At 67.8% G+C, this 23,220-nt stretch carries 22 protein-coding genes; 14 read left to right on the top strand and 8 right to left on the bottom strand.

Annotation, left to right across the window (positions count from 1 at the left end):
* Nucleotides 1-3 precede the first annotated feature (3 nt).
* On the bottom strand, nucleotides 4-1,134 hold the full coding sequence (locus MNAB215_RS27560; protein WP_165691618.1) for a PPE family protein: 1,131 nt from the start codon (nucleotides 1,132-1,134) through the stop codon (nucleotides 4-6).
* A gap of 146 nt (nucleotides 1,135-1,280) precedes the next feature.
* Between MNAB215_RS27560 and pdxS the strand changes: the two genes are divergently transcribed.
* The 4 genes from pdxS (at nucleotide 1,281) to MNAB215_RS27540 (ending at nucleotide 4,623) form a co-directional block, all read left to right on the top strand.
* Nucleotides 1,281-2,192, top strand: coding sequence for a pyridoxal 5'-phosphate synthase lyase subunit PdxS (gene pdxS, locus MNAB215_RS27555; protein WP_077081590.1), 912 nt, complete (start codon nucleotides 1,281-1,283; stop codon nucleotides 2,190-2,192).
* Between the two features lie 9 nt (nucleotides 2,193-2,201).
* Nucleotides 2,202-3,038: an acyl-CoA thioesterase II gene (tesB, locus tag MNAB215_RS27550; RefSeq protein WP_077081589.1), complete on the top strand. Its 837-nt coding sequence runs from the start codon at nucleotides 2,202-2,204 to the stop codon at nucleotides 3,036-3,038.
* The gene (pdxT, locus tag MNAB215_RS27545) at nucleotides 3,035-3,631 is read left to right on the top strand and encodes a pyridoxal 5'-phosphate synthase glutaminase subunit PdxT (RefSeq protein WP_077081588.1); all 597 of its coding nucleotides are present in this window, start codon (nucleotides 3,035-3,037) and stop codon (nucleotides 3,629-3,631) included. The genes tesB and pdxT overlap by 4 nt, the downstream gene beginning before the upstream one ends.
* 236 nt (nucleotides 3,632-3,867) lie before the next feature.
* A complete protein-coding gene (locus tag MNAB215_RS27540) occupies nucleotides 3,868-4,623 on the top strand; it encodes a YebC/PmpR family DNA-binding transcriptional regulator (RefSeq protein WP_077081587.1) in 756 nt (251 codons plus the stop codon).
* Here the strand turns inward: MNAB215_RS27540 and MNAB215_RS27535 are convergent, their stop codons facing one another.
* Genes MNAB215_RS27535 through MNAB215_RS27515 form a run of 5 tightly spaced genes read right to left on the bottom strand, consistent with a single transcriptional unit; the run spans nucleotide 4,624 to nucleotide 8,277 of the window.
* Nucleotides 4,624-6,207, bottom strand: a complete 1,584-nt coding sequence (locus MNAB215_RS27535; RefSeq protein WP_077081586.1) for a polyamine aminopropyltransferase — start codon at nucleotides 6,205-6,207, stop codon at nucleotides 4,624-4,626.
* Complete coding sequence (locus MNAB215_RS27530; protein WP_077081585.1) at nucleotides 6,204-6,659, bottom strand: DUF350 domain-containing protein; 456 nt, start codon at nucleotides 6,657-6,659, stop codon at nucleotides 6,204-6,206. The genes MNAB215_RS27535 and MNAB215_RS27530 overlap by 4 nt, the downstream gene beginning before the upstream one ends.
* Before the next feature lie 35 nt (nucleotides 6,660-6,694).
* The gene (locus tag MNAB215_RS27525; RefSeq protein WP_077081584.1) at nucleotides 6,695-7,126 is read right to left on the bottom strand and encodes a DUF4247 domain-containing protein; all 432 of its coding nucleotides are present in this window, start codon (nucleotides 7,124-7,126) and stop codon (nucleotides 6,695-6,697) included.
* Between the two features lie 26 nt (nucleotides 7,127-7,152).
* Nucleotides 7,153-7,656 carry a DUF2617 family protein gene (locus MNAB215_RS27520; RefSeq protein ID WP_077081583.1) on the bottom strand — a complete coding sequence of 168 codons (504 nt, stop codon included), beginning with the start codon at nucleotides 7,654-7,656 and terminating at the stop codon, nucleotides 7,153-7,155.
* 9 nt (nucleotides 7,657-7,665) lie between these two features.
* Nucleotides 7,666-8,277: a DUF4178 domain-containing protein gene (locus tag MNAB215_RS27515; protein WP_077081582.1), complete on the bottom strand. Its 612-nt coding sequence runs from the start codon at nucleotides 8,275-8,277 to the stop codon at nucleotides 7,666-7,668.
* A 196-nt stretch (nucleotides 8,278-8,473) separates the two neighbouring features.
* Between MNAB215_RS27515 and ruvC the strand changes: the two genes are divergently transcribed.
* The 5 genes from ruvC to MNAB215_RS27490 all read left to right on the top strand — a co-directional run bounded on the left by ruvC (nucleotide 8,474) and on the right by MNAB215_RS27490 (nucleotide 11,943).
* A complete protein-coding gene (ruvC, locus tag MNAB215_RS27510) occupies nucleotides 8,474-9,055 on the top strand; it encodes a crossover junction endodeoxyribonuclease RuvC (RefSeq protein ID WP_077081581.1) in 582 nt (193 codons plus the stop codon).
* The gene (gene ruvA / locus MNAB215_RS27505; protein WP_077081580.1) at nucleotides 9,052-9,657 is read left to right on the top strand and encodes a Holliday junction branch migration protein RuvA; all 606 of its coding nucleotides are present in this window, start codon (nucleotides 9,052-9,054) and stop codon (nucleotides 9,655-9,657) included. The genes ruvC and ruvA overlap by 4 nt, the downstream gene beginning before the upstream one ends.
* Nucleotides 9,654-10,724, top strand: a complete 1,071-nt coding sequence (gene ruvB / locus MNAB215_RS27500) for a Holliday junction branch migration DNA helicase RuvB (RefSeq protein WP_077081579.1) — start codon at nucleotides 9,654-9,656, stop codon at nucleotides 10,722-10,724. The genes ruvA and ruvB overlap by 4 nt, the downstream gene beginning before the upstream one ends.
* 10 nt (nucleotides 10,725-10,734) lie before the next feature.
* On the top strand, nucleotides 10,735-11,121 hold the full coding sequence (locus MNAB215_RS27495; RefSeq protein ID WP_077081578.1) for a DUF1304 domain-containing protein: 387 nt from the start codon (nucleotides 10,735-10,737) through the stop codon (nucleotides 11,119-11,121).
* A gap of 108 nt (nucleotides 11,122-11,229) precedes the next feature.
* Complete coding sequence (locus MNAB215_RS27490) at nucleotides 11,230-11,943, top strand: hypothetical protein (protein WP_077081577.1); 714 nt, start codon at nucleotides 11,230-11,232, stop codon at nucleotides 11,941-11,943.
* Nucleotides 11,944-12,012: 69 nt separating this feature from the next.
* Here MNAB215_RS27490 and car read toward each other — a convergent pair whose 3' ends face one another.
* A complete protein-coding gene (gene car, locus MNAB215_RS27485) occupies nucleotides 12,013-15,528 on the bottom strand; it encodes a carboxylic acid reductase (protein ID WP_077081576.1) in 3,516 nt (1,171 codons plus the stop codon).
* A gap of 170 nt (nucleotides 15,529-15,698) precedes the next feature.
* Nucleotides 15,699-17,048 carry a 4-aminobutyrate--2-oxoglutarate transaminase gene (gene gabT, locus MNAB215_RS27480; RefSeq protein WP_077082390.1) on the bottom strand — a complete coding sequence of 450 codons (1,350 nt, stop codon included), beginning with the start codon at nucleotides 17,046-17,048 and terminating at the stop codon, nucleotides 15,699-15,701.
* A gap of 266 nt (nucleotides 17,049-17,314) precedes the next feature.
* Between gabT and yajC the strand changes: the two genes are divergently transcribed.
* The 5 genes from yajC to MNAB215_RS27455 all read left to right on the top strand — a co-directional run bounded on the left by yajC (nucleotide 17,315) and on the right by MNAB215_RS27455 (nucleotide 23,188).
* A complete protein-coding gene (gene yajC, locus MNAB215_RS27475) occupies nucleotides 17,315-17,677 on the top strand; it encodes a preprotein translocase subunit YajC (protein WP_077081575.1) in 363 nt (120 codons plus the stop codon).
* 76 nt (nucleotides 17,678-17,753) lie between these two features.
* Nucleotides 17,754-19,625: a protein translocase subunit SecD gene (gene secD / locus MNAB215_RS27470; RefSeq protein ID WP_077081574.1), complete on the top strand. Its 1,872-nt coding sequence runs from the start codon at nucleotides 17,754-17,756 to the stop codon at nucleotides 19,623-19,625.
* A gap of 4 nt (nucleotides 19,626-19,629) precedes the next feature.
* Nucleotides 19,630-20,946, top strand: coding sequence for a protein translocase subunit SecF (secF, locus tag MNAB215_RS27465; protein WP_077081573.1), 1,317 nt, complete (start codon nucleotides 19,630-19,632; stop codon nucleotides 20,944-20,946).
* Nucleotides 20,947-20,951: 5 nt separating this feature from the next.
* Complete coding sequence (locus MNAB215_RS27460; protein WP_425436521.1) at nucleotides 20,952-22,649, top strand: ABC transporter substrate-binding protein; 1,698 nt, start codon at nucleotides 20,952-20,954, stop codon at nucleotides 22,647-22,649.
* Nucleotides 22,631-23,188 carry an adenine phosphoribosyltransferase gene (locus tag MNAB215_RS27455; protein ID WP_077082388.1) on the top strand — a complete coding sequence of 186 codons (558 nt, stop codon included), beginning with the start codon at nucleotides 22,631-22,633 and terminating at the stop codon, nucleotides 23,186-23,188. The genes MNAB215_RS27460 and MNAB215_RS27455 overlap by 19 nt, the downstream gene beginning before the upstream one ends.
* Nucleotides 23,189-23,220 lie beyond the last annotated feature (32 nt).

Here is a 23,220-nt window from a genome sequence, read left to right as displayed (position 1 = left end):
TGGCTATTCGGGAACCCGGCGCTGCGCCGCGCCGGCGCGGGCGGCGGCGATCGCTGGAGGGGCAGCGGCGGTCATTCCGCGCGAGGGCGAGCCCATCGAGGGCAGGTACGGTCTGCCGGGCGCGTTGACCGCGACGTCGCCCGCAGCGGCAGCCGGCGTCGCGGCAATTGTATGAGTCGGGCCGGCGGCCGGCACGCTATCGGGCCAGTTCGCCGGAACTGACAGTGCACCAATGGAATTGGCCCGGCTCATGCCTGCCGAGAGCGCCGGGCTTACCAGATGCGCCGTGCTCAGTGTCGGCGCCGCCGGGCCTGCCGCGGGCAGCAGGGCCGGGGTCATTGCCGGGGTGCCGGCGGCGCCGCCGAGCAACGGATTGGCCCCCGTCATGATTTGGCCCATCGCCATGTTCATGGGCTCCATCGCGAGTTCGGCCGGCGTCGAAAGCATTTGCAGCCGTGACATCGAGGTCTGCAACGTGGACAACAGCGACGACGACTGGCCGAGCGGCGAGAACAGCTCGGAGGCGGTCGACTGCGCCGGGATGGCGGAGCCCGGCAAGACGGCGGGCGGGTCGCTGAACGACGTCCACTCGGCCTCGACCGCGGCGGTGCTGGCGTCGTAACCCGTCATCGCCGTCACGTCCTGGGCCCACATTTCGGCGTATGCGGCTTCGGTCGCCGCGATTGCCGCGGTGTTTTGGCCCAGGATGTTCGTCGCGATCAGCATCGCCAGCTGGGCCCGGTTGGCGGCGATCAACGGCGGGGGCACCGTCGCGATGAACGCCGCGTCGAACGCTCCGGCGGCTAACCGGGCTTCGTTGGCCGCCTGCTCCGCCTGAGCGGACGCCGCGCTCAACCACTGCACATAAGGGGCCGCCGCCGTCGCCATCGAGATTGCCGACGGTCCCTGCCACGAGCCACCGAGTACGGACAGCGCCGTCTGGAAGGAACTTGCTGCCGAGCCCAATTCAGCCGCCACCACATCCCACGCCGCCGCCGCCGCCCACATCGAACCCGAGCGGGGACCGGCGTACATGAGCGCCGAGTTGGTTTCGGGCGGCATCAGCACGTAGTCCGGCACCATTCGGGTCCTCTTCTCAGCCCGGCGCCACGGCTCTGTGGCCGTGGCGGTCACCCGACGACTCGCCTCCCGCATCATCGTTGCGCGAACAACTATGAAACATCTAACTACGAGATGTGTGTTTGCTCTACCCCGGCGGGAACGCGCGCTTTTCGCTCAGCACTAGACTGGACCGGCATCCGTTTGAAGGAGAATCAGCAGTGGATACCGCCCCCCAACCGAACGGCAGCGGGCGAACCGGAACGGCGCGGGTCAAGCGCGGCATGGCCGAGATGCTCAAGGGCGGCGTCATCATGGACGTCGTCACCCCGGAGCAGGCCCGGATCGCCGAAGGTGCCGGCGCCGTCGCGGTGATGGCGCTGGAACGCGTACCCGCCGACATTCGTGCCCAGGGCGGCGTATCACGGATGAGCGATCCCGACATGATCGAGGGCATCATCTCCGCGGTCACCATCCCGGTGATGGCCAAAGCGCGCATCGGGCACTTCGTCGAAGCGCAGATTCTGCAGAGCCTGGGTGTCGACTACGTCGACGAGTCCGAGGTGCTGACCCCGGCCGACTACACCCATCACATCGACAAGTGGAAGTTCACCGTGCCGTTCGTGTGCGGGGCGACCAATCTCGGTGAGGCGCTGCGCCGCATCGCCGAGGGTGCCGCGATGATCCGGTCCAAGGGTGAGGCCGGCACCGGCGACGTCTCCAACGCGACCACGCACATGCGGGCGATCGGCGGCGAGATCCGGCGGTTGACATCGTTGTCGGAAGACGAATTGTTCGTTGCAGCAAAGGAATTGCAGGCACCTTACGAACTCGTCGTCGAGGTGGCCCAGGCGGGCAAGCTGCCCGTCACGTTGTTCACCGCGGGCGGCATCGCCACCCCCGCCGACGCCGCGATGATGATGCAACTCGGCGCCGAGGGCGTCTTCGTCGGCTCCGGCATCTTCAAATCCGGGGATCCGGCGCAGCGCGCGGCGGCCATCGTCAAGGCCACCACCTTCTACGACGATCCCGACGTGCTGGCCAAGGTCTCTCGCGGCCTGGGCGAAGCGATGGTCGGCATCAACGTGGAGCAGATCGCGCAGCCGCATCGCCTGGCCGAGCGCGGCTGGTAAAAACAGTTCGTGTCGATCGAAGAGATCCTGGATCTCGAGCAACTCGAGATCAACATCTATCGCGGCAGCATCTTCAGCCCGGAGTCGGGATTCCTGCAGCGCACCTTCGGCGGCCATGTGGCCGGCCAATCGCTGGTGTCGGCGGTGCGCACCGTCGACCCGCGTTACCAGGTGCACTCGCTGCACGGGTATTTCCTGCGGCCCGGGGACGCCAAGGAGCGCACGGTTTTCATCGTCGAGCGCACGCGTGACGGCGGCTCGTTTGCCACCAGGCGGGTCAACGCCATCCAGCACGGCGAAATCATTTTCAGCATGGGTGCCTCTTTCCAGACCGACCAGGAAGGCATCCACCACCAGGACCCGATGCCACCCGCGCCGCCGCCCGACGGGCTGCCTGGTCTGGATTCGATCAAGGTGTTCGACGACGCCGGATTCAAGCAGTTCGAAGAGTGGGACGTCTGCATCGTGCCGCGCGAGCGCCTGCAGCTCTCACCGGTCAAGGCCGCCCAGCAGCAGGTGTGGTTCCGCCACCGCGACCCGCTGCCGGACGACCCGGTGCTGCATATCTGCGCGCTGGCTTACATGAGTGACCTCACGTTGCTGGGATCGGCGCAGGTCACCCACCTCGACGTGCGTGAGCATCTGCAGGTGGCCTCGCTGGATCACGCGATGTGGTTCATGCGGGCATTCCGCGCCGACGAGTGGTTGCTCTACGACCAGTCCTCGCCGTCGGCCAACGGCGGTCGCGCGCTGTGCCAGGGCAAGATCTTCACTCAGACCGGCGAGATGGTTGCCGCGGTGATGCAGGAGGGGCTGACCCGCTACAAGCGCGGGTACCAGCCGTGAGCAACCCCCGGATCGGCGTCTTGGCGCTGCAGGGCGATACCCGCGAACACCTGGCGGCGCTGAGCGAAGCCGGAGCGGAGTCGATGCCGGTGCGCCGCCGCAGCGAGATCGAGGCGATCGACGGTTTGGTCATCCCGGGCGGCGAATCCACCACCATGAGCCACCTACTGCGCGAGCTCGACCTGATGGAGCCGCTGCGGGCGCGGCTGGCCGACGGGCTTCCCGCCTACGGCGCCTGCGCCGGCATGATCTTGCTGGCCAGTGAGATTCTCGACGCCGGGGCCAACGGGCGCCAGGCGCAGCCGCTGGCGGGAATCGATATGACGGTGCGGCGCAACGCTTTTGGACGACAGATCGACTCCTTCGAAGGTGATATCGCGTTTTCGGGCCTGGATTCGCCGGTGCGTGCGGTCTTCATTCGCGCGCCGTGGGTCGAGCGCGTCGGTGCGGGTGTGCAGGTGCTGGCCAGCGCCGCGGGCCACGTCGTCGCGGTGCGGCAGGGCCCGAAGCTGGCGACGGCGTTTCACCCGGAGATGACCGGTGACCGTCGCATCCACCGGTTGTTCGTCGACATGGTCAGGGGCAACGCCTGAGTCGTGCGGCGGCTTGCTCATGCGTCACATGAGCACCACCAACGTCAGGACGACGTGCTTTCTCCGTGTGATAGCGGATGCGATATCGCTTTCTCGACCCGGCATACCCCCGCATTGCTGTGACTCCTGGGGTTTCTGAGATGGTCGGGTAGCGGCTGGACAACCCCCACCTGGCGTCGACGTAGACTCGTCTGGCCAGAAACGACGAAGTAAGAGATAGGACGGCTAGGACTTTTATGAGCGGCCATTCCAAGTGGGCAACCACCAAGCACCAGAAGGCCGTCAAGGACGCGCGCCGGGGCAAGGAATTCGCCCGGCTCATCAAGAACATCGAGGTCGCAGCCCGTACCGGCGGTGGTGACCCGGCCGGCAACCCGACCCTCTACGACGCCATTCAGAAGGCGAAGAAGACGTCGGTGCCCAACGACAACATCGAGCGCGCCCGCAAGCGCGGGGCCGGTGAAGAAGCCGGCGGCGCCGAATATCAGACCATCATGTACGAGGGCTACGGCCCCAACGGCGTGGCGGTGCTGATTGAATGCCTGACCGACAACCGCAACCGCGCGGCCGGTGAGGTCCGGGTGGCGGTGACCCGCAACGGCGGCAACATGGCCGATCCGGGATCGGTGTCCTACCTGTTCACCCGCAAGGGCGTCGTCACGCTGGAGAAGAACGGCCTGACCGAGGACGACGTGCTGGCAGCGGTGCTGGACGCCGGCGCCGAGGACGTCAGCGACCTCGGCGAGAGCTTTGAGGTCATCTCCGAGCCGACCGATCTGGTCGCGGTGCGCACCGCGCTGCAGGACGCCGGCATCGACTACGACTCGGCCGAGGCCAGCTTCCAGCCGTCGGTCAGCGTGCCGGTCGACGTCGATGGCGCCCGCAAGGTGTTCAAGCTCGTCGACGCCCTGGAAGACAGCGACGACGTGCAGAACGTGTGGACCAACGTCGACCTGTCGGACGAGGTTTTGGCCGCTCTCGACGAGGACTGACTAGTCGTACCCGTGCCGCATGTCCTCGACGATGCGCGGGTTGTCCAGCGTTGACGGGTCGAGCGCGCGGGGTCCGATATCGTCGGAGAACACGGTCGCCGCCTGCAGCACTTGCTGATTGAGGAACCGCAGCGGGGGAGCATTGGCCGGCATGGTGGGTGTCGGCGGGGCGGTGCCGGTGCGCGCCAGCGCGAAACCCCAGTCGCCGAAGGTCGGCACGTGCACGTGATACGGCGTGACCGCGTAGCCGGCGGACCGGATCGTCGAGACTGTGCGCCAGAACGCCGTCGGGGTGGAGAACGGGCTGCCCGACTGCACCAGCATCAGCCCGCCTGGCGCCAGCGCATGCGCGGTCAGCGCGTAGAACTCGGTCGAGTACAGCCGGCCCAGCACTGGTGTGTCCGGGTCGGGCAGATCGACGATCACCGCGTCGAAGCCTCCGGCCGGACGCAGCTCCGGGTGCGGGGTGCGCAGCCAGCTCATACAGTCATCGATCACGACGGCCACCCGCGGGTTGTCCAGCGCGCCGGCGTTGGCGTCGTGCAAGGTGGTGCGGGCGATGTCGATCACGGCCGCGTCGAGCTCCACTTGGACGATCTTGTCAATGCCGGGCTGGCGCAACAGTTCTCGCGCGGCCAGTCCGTCGCCGCCGCCCAGTACCAGCACCGAGTGCGCCCCGGCACCGAGCGCGGGGTAGACGACGCTCTCGGTGTAGCGGTATTCGTCGCGGGTGGAGAACTGCAGACCGCCGTCGAGGTATAGCCGGGTGTCGTCGCCCCGACGCGTGACCACGATCTCCTGGTATGCGGTGTGCCGGTAGGCGATGATCGGGTCGGCGTAAAGCCTTTGCCTGCTTGTGGTTTCGATGTCGTGCGAGCGCACCAGCAGGGTGACGAGGACGGCGAGCGCCGCGGCGAGCGCGCACAGCGCGCTCACCAGCTGCCGGGTGGACACCACGCGGCGCAGCAAGAACATCGCCACCACCGAGGCCGCGACCAGGTTGATGATGCCGGTGGCCGCGGCCCCGCGGATCATCCCCAGCTGCGGCAGCAGAATGAACGGCCACACCAGGCCGCCCACCAACGCGCCCAGGTAGTCGGCCGCGTTGAGGTTGGCCAGCGTCCGTCCGGTGTCGGTCGCACCGGCCACCCGCCCCTGCTGCAGCAGCGTCATCAGCAGCGGCACCTCGGCGCCGACCAGGCCGCCGATCAGCGCGGTGCTGATCGCCAGCACCCACGTCGACCCGTCGACGAACGCGAACACCACATACAGCGCCGCCGCGGACAGGCCACCGATGATGCCCAGCAGCGCCTCGATGGCGATGAAGGTGACGGCCGCGTGCCTCAGCAGCGGTTTGACCAGCAGGGCGCCCGCGCCCAGCGCGGCGATGTAGCCCGCGACGATCAGCGAGGTGGCGACGATGCCGCCGCCGTTCAGGCTCGCCGACAGCGTGAGCAGCGCCAATTCGTAGACGATGCCGCACGCCGCGCAGGCCGCGACGGAGGCCAGCAGCACCGCCCGCCAGCGCGCCGACGATTCTCCTGACCTCACCGCTGCGGGCGGCGGCGACTCTACCGACGTCATGACACCGCGGCGGCGGTCACTCCCCCCACGGCCAGCAGCATCGCGGCCACCGCGAACGACCCGGGATGCAGCGCCGGATCGTCGACGTGCTCGTGGAAGTTACCGGGTATCAGCACATGAACCGTCAACAGCGCTATCGCCAACAGAACTACCCCCATCAGTCCATAGACCCCCACGCCGACGAGTCCCTGGCCCAGCTGGCTATAGGAGTTGACGATGGCGCTCACGATGACAGTGGTGAGTGCGACGTACATCGCGCAGGCAACCACCACGGCGTTCGGGCGCCGATCGATGAACACCAACTCGCGCAGCTTTCCCGGGGTCAACAGATCGACCATGTAGAAACCGATCAGCAGGACCGTCATGCCAACCAGGAAATACAGGATCGTCGAGACGACGCCTTTGAAGATGGGGTTGAGGTCGACATTTCCGATCTCGAGCGCAAGGTACATGACTTACTCCTTTTGTGTTTGCGTCCCGATATGCATCACTTGGTTCCGCCGGGCCCGCCGGGCGAACCGCCGGCGCCGCTCGATGGAGATCCTGGGCTGAACCCGGGGCCGAGGAAGATGAACGCCCCGTGGCTGTATCCGCCGCCGAGGCTTTCGACGCGAATGCTGCACGGGTACTTGCCATCTGGGCCGACGATCACGATGTTGTTGGGGTAGCGCAGGTACTCGTTCTTGTCGTTGTCGGCGCGCGCATCGGGTTCCTGGTAGTCGGCAAGCTTGTCGGCCACGTCGTCCGGCGTTCCGGAGCAGGCGTACCGCGTGCCGTTCGCGTCGCGGGCGTACTCGTGATAGTTGCTCGCGATATACGACGCAATGTCCTTGTTCAGCAAGATCATTCCGGAAACCAGCGACACGACCGCGCCGAGCGCCAGACCGGCCGAAATCCAGAACAGCTTTTTGCGGCTCACGGGTCGGCCGCGCCCGGTGCGCCGGCTCATGGGTGCCACCGGCTCGTGGTGTGGACCACCGTCCCGCCGGACGTGTCCGGGTACAGGTGCCAGGTCTGCCAGCGCCAGCCGGTGCCGTCGGGTTCGGCGGACAACACCGTGAGCGCGGCGTCGTCGCCGGGAAATGTGCCGCCCAGCCAACCGGTTTCGTTCGCGGATCGTTCGCGGAGTTCGCCAGCCAGTTGGCGAAACGACTCCTCGCCGTGGGTCGCGGTGTGGGATTCGATCCGGTAGCCGGGTGCGTCGGCGTGGGCGGGAAGCTGGCCGCCGTGCTGGCGCGCGGTGCAGGACACCTCTTCGGAGAAGTGCTGCGTGGCGTGCTCGACGGTGACGACGTGCGAGGCGCCCAGCACCCCGAGCCGCAGCAACCCGCCGTCGGGGTGGACCAGCTGGTGGCTGGCCAGCGACGGGGGCGTGGTGGCGTTGAGTGCCAGTCCGAGTCGCGTCCCGGAGACGTCCGCCGGAGCCACGGCGAGCCGATGTAGCGGCACCGGGTGGTCCTACGGACCCGACGGCGGAGGCGCGGGGTAGACGGTGAGCTCGCCGGGCAGCACCGGCTTGCCCGTCGATATCTCCCAGGGCATGTCCGGGGCCCAGCGTTCGAACGAGAGCATCGCGGACCCGTCGGCGCTGGTGCAGTCGAGGAACTCCATCTCGCCGCCGGCCGGCAGCCCGGTCGTGCCCTCGCTGGTGTACGACGACCGGCCCCGCTCGGTCTCCCGGAACGTCACGCCGTCGACCACATACTGGTCACCCGGCTGCAACGTCAGGTCCTTGCGGGTCACCCACATGACCAGCTTGAGGCGCCCGTCGTCGTCCTCGACGGTAAACCAGACCGGCTGGTCGCCGCCCTCCAGCAGGTGCTCCCACCACACGAATGGTCCCTCGCGAAACGTCACCGAGCCCCGGACCACGTAGTCGATGCCGCCCCAGCTGACGATCGCGCCGGGACCCAACTGCCGGGGCCCGAACTGGGGCATGGCGTTGAAGGACAGGGGATCGGTACGGCCCTTCGGCTGCGCCGGTTGCTTGGGTCGCCGCAAAGCGATGACGAGCACCACGATGGAGGCGATGAACAGCACCGCGGCAACTATGACCAGCAGTGTTCCCACGCAGTCCCCTTCGGTGCCCCGGTGCTGGAGCGAATTGAGGACTTCAAGTTAACAGCTTTTGCTACGCGCGTCGCCGTTACGCGCGCGGTCATAGAAGCGGGGCGACGCCGCGTGTCCTGCCCGGCGCAGTCACCCGCGACCGCTACGCTCTCGAACAGCTGTTCGGTACCTGGACATGTGGGAGTGGGAGCGGACAATGCGCGTCATGGGCGTCGATCCCGGACTGACACGGTGCGGGCTGTCGGTCGTCGAATCCGGGCGAGGTCGATCCGTGGTCGCGCTGGACGTCGACGTGGTGCGCACCCCGTCGGATGCCCCGCTTGCCCAGCGACTGCTGGCCATCAGCGATGCGGTCGAGCACTGGCTGGATACCCATCGTCCTGATGTCGTGGCGATCGAGCGGGTGTTCTCCCAGCACAATGTGTCGACGGTGATGGGTACCGCACAAGCCGGTGGCGTCGTCGCGTTGGCGGCGGCCAGGCGCGCCATCGATGTGCACTTCCACACCCCCAGCGAGGTCAAGGCCGCGGTCACCGGCAACGGCGCCGCCGACAAGGCCCAGGTCACCACTATGATCACCAAAATCCTTGCGCTGCAAGCAAAACCGACACCAGCCGATGCGGCCGACGCGCTGGCGCTGGCGATCTGCCATTGCTGGCGGGCCCCGATGCTGGCCAGAATGGCCGCTGCCGAAGCCCTCGCCGCCAAGCAGCGGCACGCCTATACGACCAAGCTGGCCGCCCAGGCGAAAGGCGCAAAGATGAAGGCCGCCCGATGATCTCGTCGGTGCGTGGTGAGGTGCTCGAGGTGGCGCTCGATCACGCGGTGATCGAGGCCGCCGGTGTTGGCTACCACGTCAACGCGACGCCGTCGACGCTGGCCACGCTGCGCCACGGGAGCGAAGTCCGGCTGATCACCGCGATGATCGTGCGCGAGGATTCGCAGACGCTGTACGGCTTCCCGGACCGGGACACCCGCGATCTGTTCCTGACGCTGCTGTCGGTGTCCGGGGTCGGGCCGCGGCTGGCGATGGCGACCCTGGCCGTGCACGACGCTGCCGCGCTGCGCCAGGCGCTGGCCGACGGCGACGTTGCCGCACTAACGCGCGTGCCCGGCATCGGCAAACGCAGCGCCGAACGCATGGTGCTGGAGTTGCGCGACAAGATCTATGCTGGCGGACCGTCCGCGCCGGCGCCGGTGCTCAACGGCCACGCGGTGCGAGGCCCCGTGGTCGACGCCCTGGTGGGGCTGGGCTTTGCGGCCAAGCAAGCCGAGGAGGCCACCGACAGCGTGCTGGGCGCCAGCCGCGAAAACGGTGAGCAGCCAACCACTTCCGCCGCGCTGCGCGCCGCCCTGTCGTTGCTGGGCAAGGCCAAATGAACGACCCCGACGAGTCCGACGACTACGCGGATCGCGACCTGCGCGATGTTTCAGCGGCGCTGACCGTCGGCGAGGGCGACGTCGACGTCAGCCTGCGGCCCCGCTCGCTGCAGGAGTTCATCGGCCAGCCCCGGGTGCGCGAACAGTTGCAGCTGGTCATCGAGGGGGCCAAGAACCGGGGCGGCACCCCCGATCACATCCTGCTGTCCGGGCCACCCGGACTGGGCAAGACGTCGCTGGCGATGATCATCGCCGCCGAACTGGGATCCGCGCTGCGCGTGACGTCGGGCCCGGCGCTGGAACGTGCCGGGGACCTGGCCGCGATGCTGTCCAACCTGGTCGAGCACGATGTGTTGTTCATCGACGAGATCCACCGCATCGCGCGGCCGGCCGAAGAGATGCTCTACCTGGCGATGGAGGACTTCCGGGTCGATGTGGTGGTGGGCAAAGGCCCTGGGGCGACGTCGATTCCGCTAGAGGTGGCGCCGTTCACCCTGGTCGGCGCGACCACCCGGTCCGGTGCGCTGACCGGCCCGCTGCGCGACCGGTTCGGGTTCACCGCCCACATGGATTTCTACGAGCCCGCCGAGCTGGAGCGGGTGCTGTCCCGGTCCGCCGGCATTCTTGGCATCGAGCTGGGCGCCGAGGCCGGCGCGGAGATCGCCCGGCGCTCGCGCGGGACGCCGCGGATCGCCAACCGGCTGCTGCGACGGGTGCGCGACTTCGCCGAGGTGCGCGCCGACGGTGTGATCACCCGCGATGTGGCCAAGTCCGCGCTCGAGGTGTACGACGTCGACGAGCTCGGCCTGGACAGGCTGGACCGGGCGGTGCTGACGGCGCTGACCCGCAGCTTCGGCGGTGGCCCGGTCGGGGTCTCGACGCTGGCGGTTGCAGTCGGGGAGGAGGCCGCCACCGTCGAGGAGGTGTGTGAGCCGTTCCTGGTACGGGCCGGCATGGTCGCGCGCACCCCGCGTGGCCGGGTGGCCACCGCGCAGGCGTGGACTCATCTGGGGTTGACTCCGCCGGCCGGAGTCACTGGGCTGGGCCAACCGGGACTGTTCGAATAGGAGGCGCACGATGATCACTGCCGGATTGATATTCGCCGCGCTCGCGGCGCTGTTGCACGTCTACATCTTTGTGATGGAGTCCTTGACCTGGACCTCGCCGCGCACCCGTGCCGCGTTCGGCACCACGCCCGAGGAAGCCGAAACCACCCGGCTGCTCGCGTTCAACCAGGGTTTCTACAACCTGTTCCTGGCGATCGTCAGCGCAATCGGCATCGCCGAGATCGGCACCGGACGCACGGCCGTCGGAGCCGCGCTGGTTTTTGCCGGCGTCGGGTCGATGGCGGCGGCCGCGGTCGTGCTGCTGCTGTCGGCGCCGGACAAGGCCCGGGCCGCGATCACGCAGGGCACCTTCCCGTTGATCGCTGTCGTGCTGCTGATCCTCGGCCTCGTTTCGTAAATCCACGGACGCCACACCAGCCTCACCAGGCACGGATTCGGTTACGTCGCGACGGCGCAGGGTATCCACGCGGTGCTGAAGTAGCCCGGCGTCTAACGAGGAGAGTTCATGAGTCGCGCGCAAAACGGCCAACCAAGCAGGTTGTGGATGCCACGGTCCCGCGGCGCGGTATGCGGGTTAGTCCTGGTCATCCTGGGTGCTTGGGGTGCCGTCATACCGTTTGTCGGTCCGCACTTCAATTTCGCGTACACGCCCGACCAGGACTGGGCGTGGAGCCCGGCTCGCGGCTGGCTCGAGGTCGCGCCCGGCGCCGCGACCCTGCTCGGGGGCTTGCTGCTGATCTTTTCCGGGAATCGGATCACCGCGGTGTTGGGCGGCTGGCTGGCAGTGCTGGCCGGCGCGTGGTTCGTCGTCGGCGGTGAGGTCGCTCCGCTGCTGGGCATCGGTTCGGCCGGTGACCCGATTGCCGTGACCGACCGGAAGCGGGCCGCGCTGGAGATTTCGTACTTCTCCGGCCTGGGCGCCCTGATCGTCTTCGTCGGGGGCATCGCCTTGGCGCGCCTGGCGGTGCGGCTGGCGAGCGACATCGACGCCCTCGCCAGCGTCAGGTCGGCAGCGCCGCCGGCCAGGGAGCCGGAGTACATGACCGGGCTACAGGAGCCGTCGCGTGAGGTGGCACCGGACGCGCTGACCACCCCGCGGCTAGACGAGTACGCGTCGTCGGCGGACGAGCCGAAGGTGGGCGGTTGGCGGCGGCATCGCGCGGACGCCGCGCCCGCGCCGGACGCTTCGTACATGCGCTGGCCGCATCCGCAGCGCTAAACCCGTACCGCACCACGCACAAAGCCGATCGCCAGCCCGTCACAGGCCGGCGATCGGCTTTGCGTGGTCTCAGAGCAGTCCGAGCAGTCGCAGGTCGCTGACGTACTTAGCGATGATCTGCGGCGAGATGTGCGGAATGTCTTTGTCCGGGCCAACTTTCGCGTCCTGCACAGCCGCGCGGAAGCGATCCGTCGGGGCCATCGACCCGTTGATCGGCTTCTCGGCCTTCTGGTAGTTGTGCAACAGCGGCAGCAGCGAGGCGTTGCGGTGCTTTTCGGGCAGCCCGCGCAGGGCGGTCTCGAACCGCGGCAGCCAGTCGCCGTAGTCGGCGATGCGCGCAATGGCGTTGCCGTCGGCGATGAGCCAGTCGACGAACTCGTCCATCCCGAGGCCGTCGTCGTACGGGTTCATCACGTGGTAGGTCTGGAAGCTTGCCTTGCTGTCCAGGTTCTGGGCTCCCAGCGTGGAGATCGCTTCGGCGATGAACTCGACTGGCAGGCCGTCGTAGTGGGACCGCTGCCGGTTGCCGTCGGCGTCCAGCTCGTAGAACGAGCCGGGGGCGATACCGGTGGCCACCAGGCTCAGCATCATCCGGGTGAACATGTCCGGCACGTTGAGCTGACCGGCGTAGGTGGTGTCGGCCAGGATCATGTCGCAGCGGAATACCGCCACCGGCAGGTCGCACAGGTCGTGTGCCTCGCGCAGCAGGACCTCGCCGGCCCACTTGCTGTTGCCGTAGCCGTTGGCGTAGCTGTCGTTGACCCGCCGGTCTGCGCTGATCTGGCGGATGTCGGCGTCCTCGGTGAACGTCCCCGGTGTGATCTGGTCACCGACCCCGATGGTCGAGACGTAGGTGTATGGCTTCTTTTTGCCGGTCAGTGCGATCCGGATCAGCTCGGCGGTGCCCAGTGCGTTGGGACCGAACAGTTCGCTGTACGGCAGCACATGGTTGACCAGCGCGGCGGGGTCGACGATCAGGTCGACGGTGTCGGCCAGCCGCTGCCAGGTGTCGGCGTCCAGGCCGAGGTTGGCCTCGCCCTTGTCGCCGGCGATGACCTCGAGGTGGTCGGTGGCCAGCTCCCGGTAGCGCGCGAGCAGCTTGGGGTCGCCGCTGTCGAACGTCTTGTCCAGCCGGGCGCGGGCGTCCTCGTCGGACTTGGCCCGCACCAGGGCGATCACCTTGCCGTCGACCAGGTCCATCCGCTCGAGCCAGTCCAGAGCCAGGTAGCGACCCAGAAAGCCGGTCGCGCCGGTGAGCAGCACCGTGCGGACCTCGGTCGCCGGCGCGGGCAGCTTCGCTGCGCCGGCCAATGTCGGCGCGTCGATGAACTTGTCGAGCGTGAGGTCACTCGCGTGCACCTCGACGGCGTCACGACCGTGCACCGAGGCGAAACTGGGCCGCTTGCTGCCGCGCCGCTCGTTCTCGATGTAGGCGGCGATGGCCGACAGGTCGTTGGCCGGGCTGACGATGACTCCGACCGGCACGTCGATGTCGAAGATCTCGTGCAGCAGGTTACCGAATGTCAAGGCGGACAACGAGTCTCCGCCCAGGTCGGTGAAGTGGGCATCGGGTGTCAGCTCGGTGGTGGCCGCGCCCAGCAGGGCAGCCGCGGCCCGGCTCACCGTCGCCAGCACGGGTGCCTCCGCGCCGCTGCGGCGCAGCTCGCTCAGCTCGTTGGCCTGGCCTGAGGCCAAGTCGGCATAGAGCTGTTCGAGCCGCTCGCCGTAGTGCTGCCTCAGCTTCGGCCACGCCAGCTTGCGGATGCCGGTCAGCAGACCGTTCTCCAGGGTGAACGGCGTGGTCTCGATGATGAAGTCGCGGGGCACCTCGTAGGACTGCAGATCGGCTTCCCTCGCGACTTTCTGCAACGAGTCGGCGATCCGCGGCTTGAGGTCGTCGGCGCCAAAGCGTTCCAGCGCCTCCTCGGTCGGAACCACCACAGCCAACAGGTAGGGGTGCGCGCTGTTGCCGTAGACGTAGATCTGCCGAACCAGCGGGCTGTTGCCGAAGATCGCCTCCAGCTTCGCGACCGTGACGAACTCGCCCTGCGCGAGCTTGAGCACGTTGTTACGGCGGTCGACGTAGACCAGCTTGTCGGGTCCGACCTCGGCGACGACGTCTCCGGTCCGGTAGTAGCCGTTGGCGTCGAACACGTCAGCGGTGGTCTCGGGGCGCTTGTAGTAGCCGGGGAACATGTTGGCCGTCTTGAGCAGTAATTCGCCACGCGGATAGGGCCGGTCGGTGGCGAAGTAGCCCAGATCCGGAACGTCGGCCAGCTTGTAGTCGACGACCGGCGGACGCTGCACTTCGCCGTCGAGCAAGACCATGCCGGCCTCGGTGGACCCGTAACCGTCTGTTAAGTGCATCTCCAGGAGCGATTCGATCCAGGCCTTCAACTCCGGGGAAGTGGGGGCCGAGCCCGTCATCGCGAAGATGTAGCGACCGCCGAGCGAGTATTGACGCTGCTCGTCCATGACCTCGGCTTCCACGGCCTTGCGGTCGGCGGAGTCGGAGAGCCGCCGATCGACCTGGCGCTGGTATTCGCCGTAGAGGGTCTCCCAGATGCGCGGCACGAAATTCAGCTCGGTGGGCCGGACCAGCTCGAGATCCTCCAGCAACGTCGAGAGGTCGCTCTTGGCGGCGAAGTAGGCGGTGCCGCCGTTACCGAGCGTGCCGTAAAGGGTCCCGCGACCCATGACGTGGCTCATCGGCATGAAGTTGAGCGTGATCGACGCCGCGCTCTCCCCGAACCAGTTTTTGGCCGACCGGGACCACATCTTGCCGACGTTGGCCTGGGGGTACATCGCGCCCTTGGGCGCACCCGTGCTGCCGGAGGTGTAGATCAACAGGGCCAGCGCGTCTTCAGGGCTATCGTTCGCCACCGGTGTCGCGGGCAGTCCCTTGCCGCGCTCGAGCAGGTCAGCCAGCAGTTCGACGGTCACCGCGGCGTCGGCCAACCGCACGCGGGCGCTTTCGACGGCCTCGCGCTCGTCGTCGACCTCGGGGTGGTAGTCGAACACCACGAGCTTGGCGGGCTGGTGGTCGCTGCTCAGGATCAGCTCGACAGCGTCGGACAGCTGGTTCACGCTCGCCGCGATGACGCTGGGCTCGGTCTCGGTCACGATCGGCTGTAGCTGGGTGATCGCGGCGCTGGTCTGCAGTGGAACCGCCACCGCGCCGATTTTGTTCAGCGTCACGTCAATGGTGGTGAAGTCGACGCTGGTGAAACCGAGCACCGCGACACGATCGCCGGCCCGCAGTGAGTCGTTGGTCAACGCGCGGCCGAGCGCGCTCACACGCTCGTCCAGCTCGCGATAGGTGATGGTGTCGAAATGGGAGAGCACCTCGAGCACGGTGCGTCCGGTCTTGGGGTCCTTGACGAACTCAACGGCGCGATGTCCGAGGGCGGGACGGTCGGCGTAGCCCTCCAGGACGGTCTGAACGATCTGCGGCAGTCGCAGTCCAGGCTGTTCGAGGGCGGCGGCGACCGCCGGGTCGGGCTTGGCTGCGGCGAACTGTGGGTCGTTAGCGGTTAGTTCCTCGATGCGGCGTTCGAGCCGCTCTTCACGAGTAGTAGTCGACATAACAGTTCCTTGCACTATTGAGAAAATTTGGTTGCTGGCGCCACGTTGCGCTGCTGATTAGAACGTTAGCGAAGCTAATGGTATTCCTCAATCAGTTTACCGTCGGTGGGCATGTGAGATCGCCCACCCGCGATTGTGAAAATGCTGTTCGCCGGGTCTGGAAATCGGGTTTAGAGGTCGCCCAGAATCCCGGCCAGAATGTCGAGCCCCTCGACGAGCAGCTCATCGCTGATCGTCAGCGGCGGTAGCAGCCGGATGACGTTGCCCCACATGCCGCAGGTCAACACGATGACGCCCGCCGCGTGGGCCGCGATGGTCAGCTTCCGCGTCAGCTCGGCGTCGGGATCGCTGGTACCGGACTTCACCAGCTCCACGGCGATCATTGCGCCGCGGCCCCGGACGTCGCCGATCCGATCGTCGGCGGCCTGCAACCGCAGCAGCCGCTCGGTGATCAGCCTCTCGATCTCCTGGGCCCGCTCGATCAGGCCGTCGGACTCGATGGTCGCAATGCTGGCCAGCGCCGCGGCGCAGGCGACCGGGTTGCCCCCGAAGGTGCCGCCCAGTCCGCTGACGTGCGGGGCGTCCATGATTTCGGCCCGGCCGGTCACCGCCGACAGCGGCAAACCGCCGGCGATGCCCTTCGCCGTGCAGATGAGGTCGGGTTCTAAACCGCCTGCGCCCTCGTGCTCGCAGGCGAACATCGCGCCGGTGCGCGCGAATCCGCTTTGCACCTCGTCGGCGATGAACACCACGTTGTTCTTGCGGCACCAGTCGAGCAGGGCGGGCAGAAATCCCTCGGCCGGAACGATGAAGCCACCTTCGCCCTGGATCGGTTCGATGATGACGGCGGCCAGGTTGTCGGCGCCGATCTGCTTGTCGAAGACGCTGATCGCCCGAGCGGCGGCCAGTTCACCGTCGGTGGCGAGTTCCTTGTCGAGCAGTCCGTCGCGGTACGGGTAGGACATGGGCGCCCGGTAGATCTCCGGGGCGAACGGGCCGAATCCGCTCTTGTAGGGCATGGACTTGGCGGTCAGCGCCATCGCCATGTTGGTGCGGCCGTGATAGGCGTGGTCGAACGCGGCCACGGCGGACTTGCGGGTGTACGAGCGCGCCACCTTGATGGCGTTCTCGACCGCCTCGGCGCCGGAATTGAACAACACCGAGCGCTTCTCGCCGGAACCCGGGGTGATCCGGTTGAGCTCTTCGGCGACGGCGACGTAGGACTCATACGGCGTCACCATGAAACAGGTGTGGGTGAAGTCGGCGACTTGCGCGCGTACCGCGTCGACGACGCGCGGGGCGGAGTTGCCGATCGTGGTCACGGCGATGCCGGAACCCAGGTCGATGAGGCGGTTGCCGTCGACATCCTCGACGATGCCGCCTGCGGCGCGGGTGACGAAGACGGGCAGCGTGATTCCCACGCCGTGAGAGACTGCCGCGGCCCGGCGTTTGTTGAGTTCCAGCGACGCGGGTCCGGGGATTTCCGTGACGAGTTGACGAGTCTGTTCGAGACCGGCCACCACATCCTCCTCCCCGCGGCCGAGGCGCCACGTCGCGGTGAAAGCCTATCCGCAAGCGGGGTTCTCGGCAGGCCGGCACCTGACACGAAATCGGTGCGAGGACACCACCGGGGCAGGTCCAAGTAGGTGCTGATCGGTCGCGACCTGTGGCCTGCCAGACTAAACGGGCACACTGGACCCGTTACGGGGTGGACGACTTCCCGGTCGGCATGGTCACCGGCGGAGAAGAATTACCAGCTATACCGATATGAAAGACAGGCGCGTCGATGGAGAGTTTGGTCTTATTCCTGCCGTTCCTGCTCATTATGGGCGGGTTCATGTACGTCGCGTCGCGACGCCAGAAGCGCGCGATGCAAGCCACGATCGACTTGCAGGAGTCGCTGCAGCCGGGCGACCGGGTGCACACCACGTCCGGTCTGCAGGCCACCGTGGTCAGGTTCACCGACGACACCGTCGACCTGGAGATCTCGCCGGGAGTGGTGACCACCTGGATGAAGCTGGCCATTCGCGACCGGATCCTGCCGGAGGACGCTGACGAGTTCGACGACGCCGACGGCCTTGACGACCCCAACGAGGCCGACGGCCCCGCCGACTCCACCAACGGAAACCGGGTCGCCAAAGATTCTTGACCGACGCTGGGCCTACGAAGACGACACGTAGGCTCTGTCGGGGTAAGAAACCGATTCTCAAGGAGATAAAAGGAACGTGGCATCGTCTTCGGCGCCGGTGCACCCTGCCCGCTACCTCTCGGTTTTCTTGTTCATGCTGGTCGCCGTCTATCTGTCGGTGTTTTTGACCGGCGACAAACGAGCCGCACCGAAGCTGGGCATCGACCTGCAGGGCGGCACCCGGGTCACGCTGACCGCGCGCACCCCGGACGGGTCGCGGCCCAGCCGGGAGGCGCTGGCACAGGCGCAGCAGATCATCAGCGCCCGGGTCAACGGGCTGGGCGTCTCCGGTTCCGAGGTCGTGGTTGACGGCGACAACCTGGTCATCACGGTGCCCGGAAACGACGGCAACCAGGCCCGCAACCTGGGCCAAACCGCTCGCCTCTACATCCGCCCGGTGCTCAACTCGATGCCGGCCCAAAGCGCCGAACCCAAGCCGCCGCAGCAGCCCGCCGGGACGGCGCCCGGGGCGCCTGGAGGCCAACCCGCGCCCGGCGGCCAACCCGCGCCCGGCGGCCAACCCCTACCGGGTCTGCAACCCGCACCTGGCGGAGCGCCGGCGCCGACCGGTCAGCCCGCGCCCGTTCCCGGCGCCCAGCCGGCACCGCCCGCCGGCCGGCCCGCCCCGCAACCGCGTCCGTACCCGCAGGACCCGCCACCGGCGCCCAGCCCGGCGCCGAGTCCCGCACCTCCGGCGCCCGGGACCAACGCGCCGGCACCGGCGGGTAACGCGCCGGCCCCGGAGGCCCCGCCGGCGGAGACGCCCGCGCCGCCCGATCCGCGTAAGGACCTCGCCGACCGCATCGCCGACGAGAAGAAGTGGCGGCAGAGCACCCGTCAGGGCGTCGAGTTTCTGGCCCTGCAGTTCGAGGCGACCCGCTGCGACAAGGACGACATCCTGGCCGGCAATGACGATCCGACCCTGCCGCTGGTGACCTGTTCCACCGACCACAAGGTCGCCTATCTGCTGGGGCCGTCGATCATCAGTGGCGATCAGATCCAGGACGCCTCCGCGAGCATGAACCAGCGCGGCATCGGCTATGTCGTCGACGTGCAGTTCAAGCAGTCCGCGGCGAATACCTGGGCCGACTTCACGGCCGCGCACATCGGCACCCAGACCGCGTTCGCCCTGGACTCGCAGGTCGTCAGCGCCCCGATGATCCAGGAGGCGATCCCCGGCGGTCGTACCCAGATCAGCGGCGGCGACCCCCCCTTCACCGCCGCGACCGCCAAGCAGCTGGCCAACGTCCTGAAGTACGGTTCGCTGCCGCTGTCCTTCGAATCATCGGAAGCCCAAACCGTTTCGGCGACACTGGGTTTGACATCGTTGCACGCGGGCCTGATCGCCGGTGCGATCGGTTTGCTCCTGGTGCTGGTCTATTCACTGGTGTATTACCGGGCACTGGGAGTGCTCACCGCATTGTCGTTAATTGCCTCTGGCTCAATGATTTTCGGCATCCTGGTGCTGCTGGGCCGATACATGAATTACACCCTGGACCTGGCGGGTATCGCCGGTCTGATCATCGGTATCGGTACCACCGCCGACTCATTCGTGGTGTTCTTCGAACGCATCAAAGATGAGATCCGCGAAGGGCGTTCGTTCCGGTCGGCGGTGCCACGCGGCTGGGTGCGGGCCCGCAGGACGATCATCTCGGGCAACGCCGTCACGTTCCTGGCCGCCGGTGTGCTGTACGCCCTGGCGATCGGTCAGGTCCGGGGCTTCGCTTTCACGTTGGGGCTCACCACGGTCCTCGACACCGTCGTGGTGTTCCTGGTGACCTGGCCGCTGGTGTACCTGGCCTCCAAGTCGCCGACGTTGGCGAAACCCGCATACAACGGCCTGGGCGCGGTGCAGCAGGTCGCCCGCGAGCGCCGGGCTTCGGCGCAGGTGAAGACGGGACGGGGATAGGCAGATGGCCGCCAAAGAGATCACCGAAGCCAGCGAAGGCGCCGAGGAGTTGACCTCCGGAGCGGCCGCAGGGGTAGCGCACCACAGCTTCCTCTCCCGGCTCTACACCGGCACCGGCGCGTTCGAAGTGGTTGGCAGGCGCCGGCTGTGGTACGGCATCAGCGGGGCGATCGTCGCGGTGGCGATCGTGTCAATCCTGTTGCGGGGCTTCACTTTCGGTATCGACTTCAAGGGCGGCACCACGGTGTCGATGCCCACCGCGACCGCCTCCGGCACGGTCCAGACGTCGCAGGTGTCCGACGTCTTCCGCAAGACACTGGGCCACGAGCCCGCATCGGTGGTCACCGTCGGCAGCGGCGCTTCGGCGACGGTGCAGATCAGTTCGGAGACGCTGTCCAACGACCAGACGACGAAGCTGCGCAACGCGCTGTTCGACGCCTTCCAGCCCAAGGGCACCGACGGCAAGCCGACCAAGGCGGCCATCAGCGACTCGGCGGTGTCGGAGACCTGGGGCGATCAGATCACGACGAAGGCGCTGATCGCGCTGGCCGTGTTCCTGGTGCTGGTCGGCATCTACATCATGATCCGCTACGAGCGGTACATGGCCATCTCCGCGCTGACCACCATGGTGTTCGACCTGACGGTGACCGCCGGCGTGTATTCGCTGGTGGGCTTCGAGGTGAGCCCGGCCACCGTCATCGGCCTGCTGACGATCCTGGGTTTTTCGCTGTATGACACCGTCATCGTCTTCGACAAGGTCGAGGAGAACACCAACGGTTTCCAGCACACCGCCCGGCGCACTTTCGCCGAGGAGGCCAACCTGGCGATCAACCAGACCTTCATGCGCTCGATCAACACCAGCCTGATCTCGGTGCTGCCGATTCTGGCGCTGATGGTGGTGGCGGTGTGGCTGCTGGGCGTGGGCACCCTCAAGGACCTGGCGCTGGTGCAGCTGGTCGGCATCATCGTCGGCACCTACTCGTCGATCTTCTTCGCCACGCCGCTGCTGGTCACGCTGCGCGAGCGCACCGACCTGGTGCGTACGCACAATCGCCGCGTCGGCAAACGGCGTAGCCCCGCCGCGCAAGCGCGTGCCGAGGCCGCTTCCGACAAGGACGTCCCCGACGCCGCCGCCGAGGCCGACGACGATGAGGCGCCCAGGCAGAGCGAGCCGTCGGCCACCACGACCAACACCACCACCACGACTGCGGCCGACGAGGTCAGCAAGCCGCTGCCGAGCAAGCCCGCTCCCGGAGCCCGGCCGGTGCGGCCCGCCGGTACCCGGCGTCCGACCGGCAAGCGGAATGCCGGCCGGCGGTAGCCGAGGTGGCCAGCCGGTGTCGGCGGAGTAGAAGCGACATTGGTCTGCGCACCAGCTGGCCGGGCGTGAAGAGGTTCGTCGCCGCCGCGCTGGCCCTTCCGCTCGCCGCGGTGGCCCTCACGCTGACCGGGTGCTCGAGTAGCGCCGCCTCGCAGGTCGACTACGTGGTCGACGGCGCCCTGAGCACCTACAACGCCAACACCGTCGTCGGAGCCGCGTCGGCCGGCGCCCAGGCATTCGCCCGCACACTCACCGGGTTCGGCTACCACGGCCCGGACGGTCAGGTGGTCGCGGACCACGACTTCGGCAGCGTCTCGGTGGTGGGCGGTTCGCCGCTGGTGCTCGACTACCAAATCGCCGACAACGCCGTCTACTCCGACGGCAAGCCGGTGACCTGCGACGACCTGGTGCTCGCCTGGGCGGCCCAGTCCGGCCGGTTCCCCGGGTTCGACGCCGCGACCCAGGCCGGCTACGCCGACATCGCCAACATCGAGTGCACGCCGGGGCAGAAGAAGGCCCGGGTGTCGTTCATCCCGGACCGCGGCGTGGCCGACTACATGCAGCTGTTCGGCGCGACGTCGCTGATGCCGTCGCACGTCATCGCCGACCAGCTCAACGTCGACGTCACTGCGGCGCTGTTGGGCAACAACGGTCCGGTCGTGGCGCAGATCGCGAAGCTGTGGGACACCACCTGGGACCTCAAACCCGGTCAGGATGTCAAACGTTTCCCGTCGTCGGGGCCGTACAAGATCGAGTCGATCCTGGACGGCGGTGCCGTGGTGTTGGTGGCCAATGACCGGTGGTGGGGCCCGCGGGCGATCACCAAGCGGATCACCGTGTCGCCGCAGGCGCCCGACATTCAGGACCGGGTCAACAACCGCAGCGTCGACGTCGTTGATGTCGCGGCCGGGTCGTCGGGCACGCTGACCACCCCGGACAACTACGAGCGCAGCGATTCGCCGTCGGCAGGCCTCGAGCAGCTGATCTTCGCGCCGCAGGGGCCGTTGGCGCAGACGAAGGCCCGGCGCGCGTTCGCGCTGTGCACCCCGCGTGACGCGATCGCGCATGACGCGGGGGTGCCGATCGCCAACTCGCGGCTATCCCCGGCGACCGAGGATGCCGTCGCGCAGGGCGACGGCGCCACCGAGGCCAACCAGTTCGGCAAGGCCGATCCCGCCGCCGCCCGCGATGCCCTGGGTGGTGCACCGCTGACGGCGCGCATCGGCTACCAGGGACCCAACGCGCGCCTGGCGGTCACCGTCGGGACCATCACCAAGTCGTGTGCCGCCGCGGGTATCACGGTCACCAACGTCACCCTGGACACCTCGGGACCCCAGGCCCTCAGGGAGGGGAAGATCGACGTCCTGGTGGCCAGCACCGGGGGAGCCACCGGCAGCGGGTCCAGCGGGTCATCGGCGATGGACGCCTACGACCTGCACAGCGGTAACGGCAACAACCTGTCGGGCTATGCCAACGGCCAGGTCGACGGCATCATCGGCGCGCTGGCGGTGTCCGCCGACCCGGCCGAGCGCGTTCGCCTGCTTGCCGACGCGGCGCCGGTACTGTGGATGGAGATGCCAACGTTGCCCCTGTACCGCCAGCAGCGCACCTTGCTGATGTCGAAGAAAATGTACGCGGTGAGCAGGAATCCAACCCGGTGGGGCGCGGGCTGGAACATGGACCGATGGGCGCTGATGCAGTGACAACCCTCAGGGAACCGGCTGAGCTGGCCGACGTCATCGAGTCGCTGACCCGCGAGGTGGCCGATTTCCCGAAGCCGGGGGTGCTGTTCAAGGACCTCACCCCGCTGTTCGCCAAGCGCAAGGCGATGGCGGCGGTCACCGCTGCGCTGGCCGACCTCTCCTCGGGTGTCGACCTGATCGCCGGCATCGACTCCCGCGGGTTTCTGGCGGCGGCCGCCGTCGCGACCCGGCTGGGCACCGGTGTGCTGGCCATCCGCAAGGGCGGCAAGCTGCCGCCGCCGGTGTTCAGCGAAAGCTACGACCTCGAGTACGGCAGCGCCACCCTGGAAATCCCGGCCGACGCCATCAAACTGCACGACCGCAGCGTCATGGTGATCGATGACGTGCTGGCCACCGGCGGCACCCTGGGCGCCGCGGCCCGGCTGCTGGAACGCGCCGGGGCCAACGTGGTCGGTGTGGCGGTGGTCCTCGAGCTCACCGAGCTGGGTGGTCGGGCGGCGCTGGCGCCGATGCCGGTGCACAGCCTGAGTCGCGCCTGACCTCGCCGCCTCGCAACGGTGCACGGCCCCGC

The sequence above is a fragment of the Mycobacterium numidiamassiliense genome (genome assembly GCF_900157365.1).
GTDB lineage: Bacteria > Actinomycetota > Actinomycetes > Mycobacteriales > Mycobacteriaceae > Mycobacterium > Mycobacterium numidiamassiliense.
The sequence above is the reverse complement of the archived record's forward strand: the minus strand, read 5'-3'. Positions and strand labels throughout refer to the sequence as shown.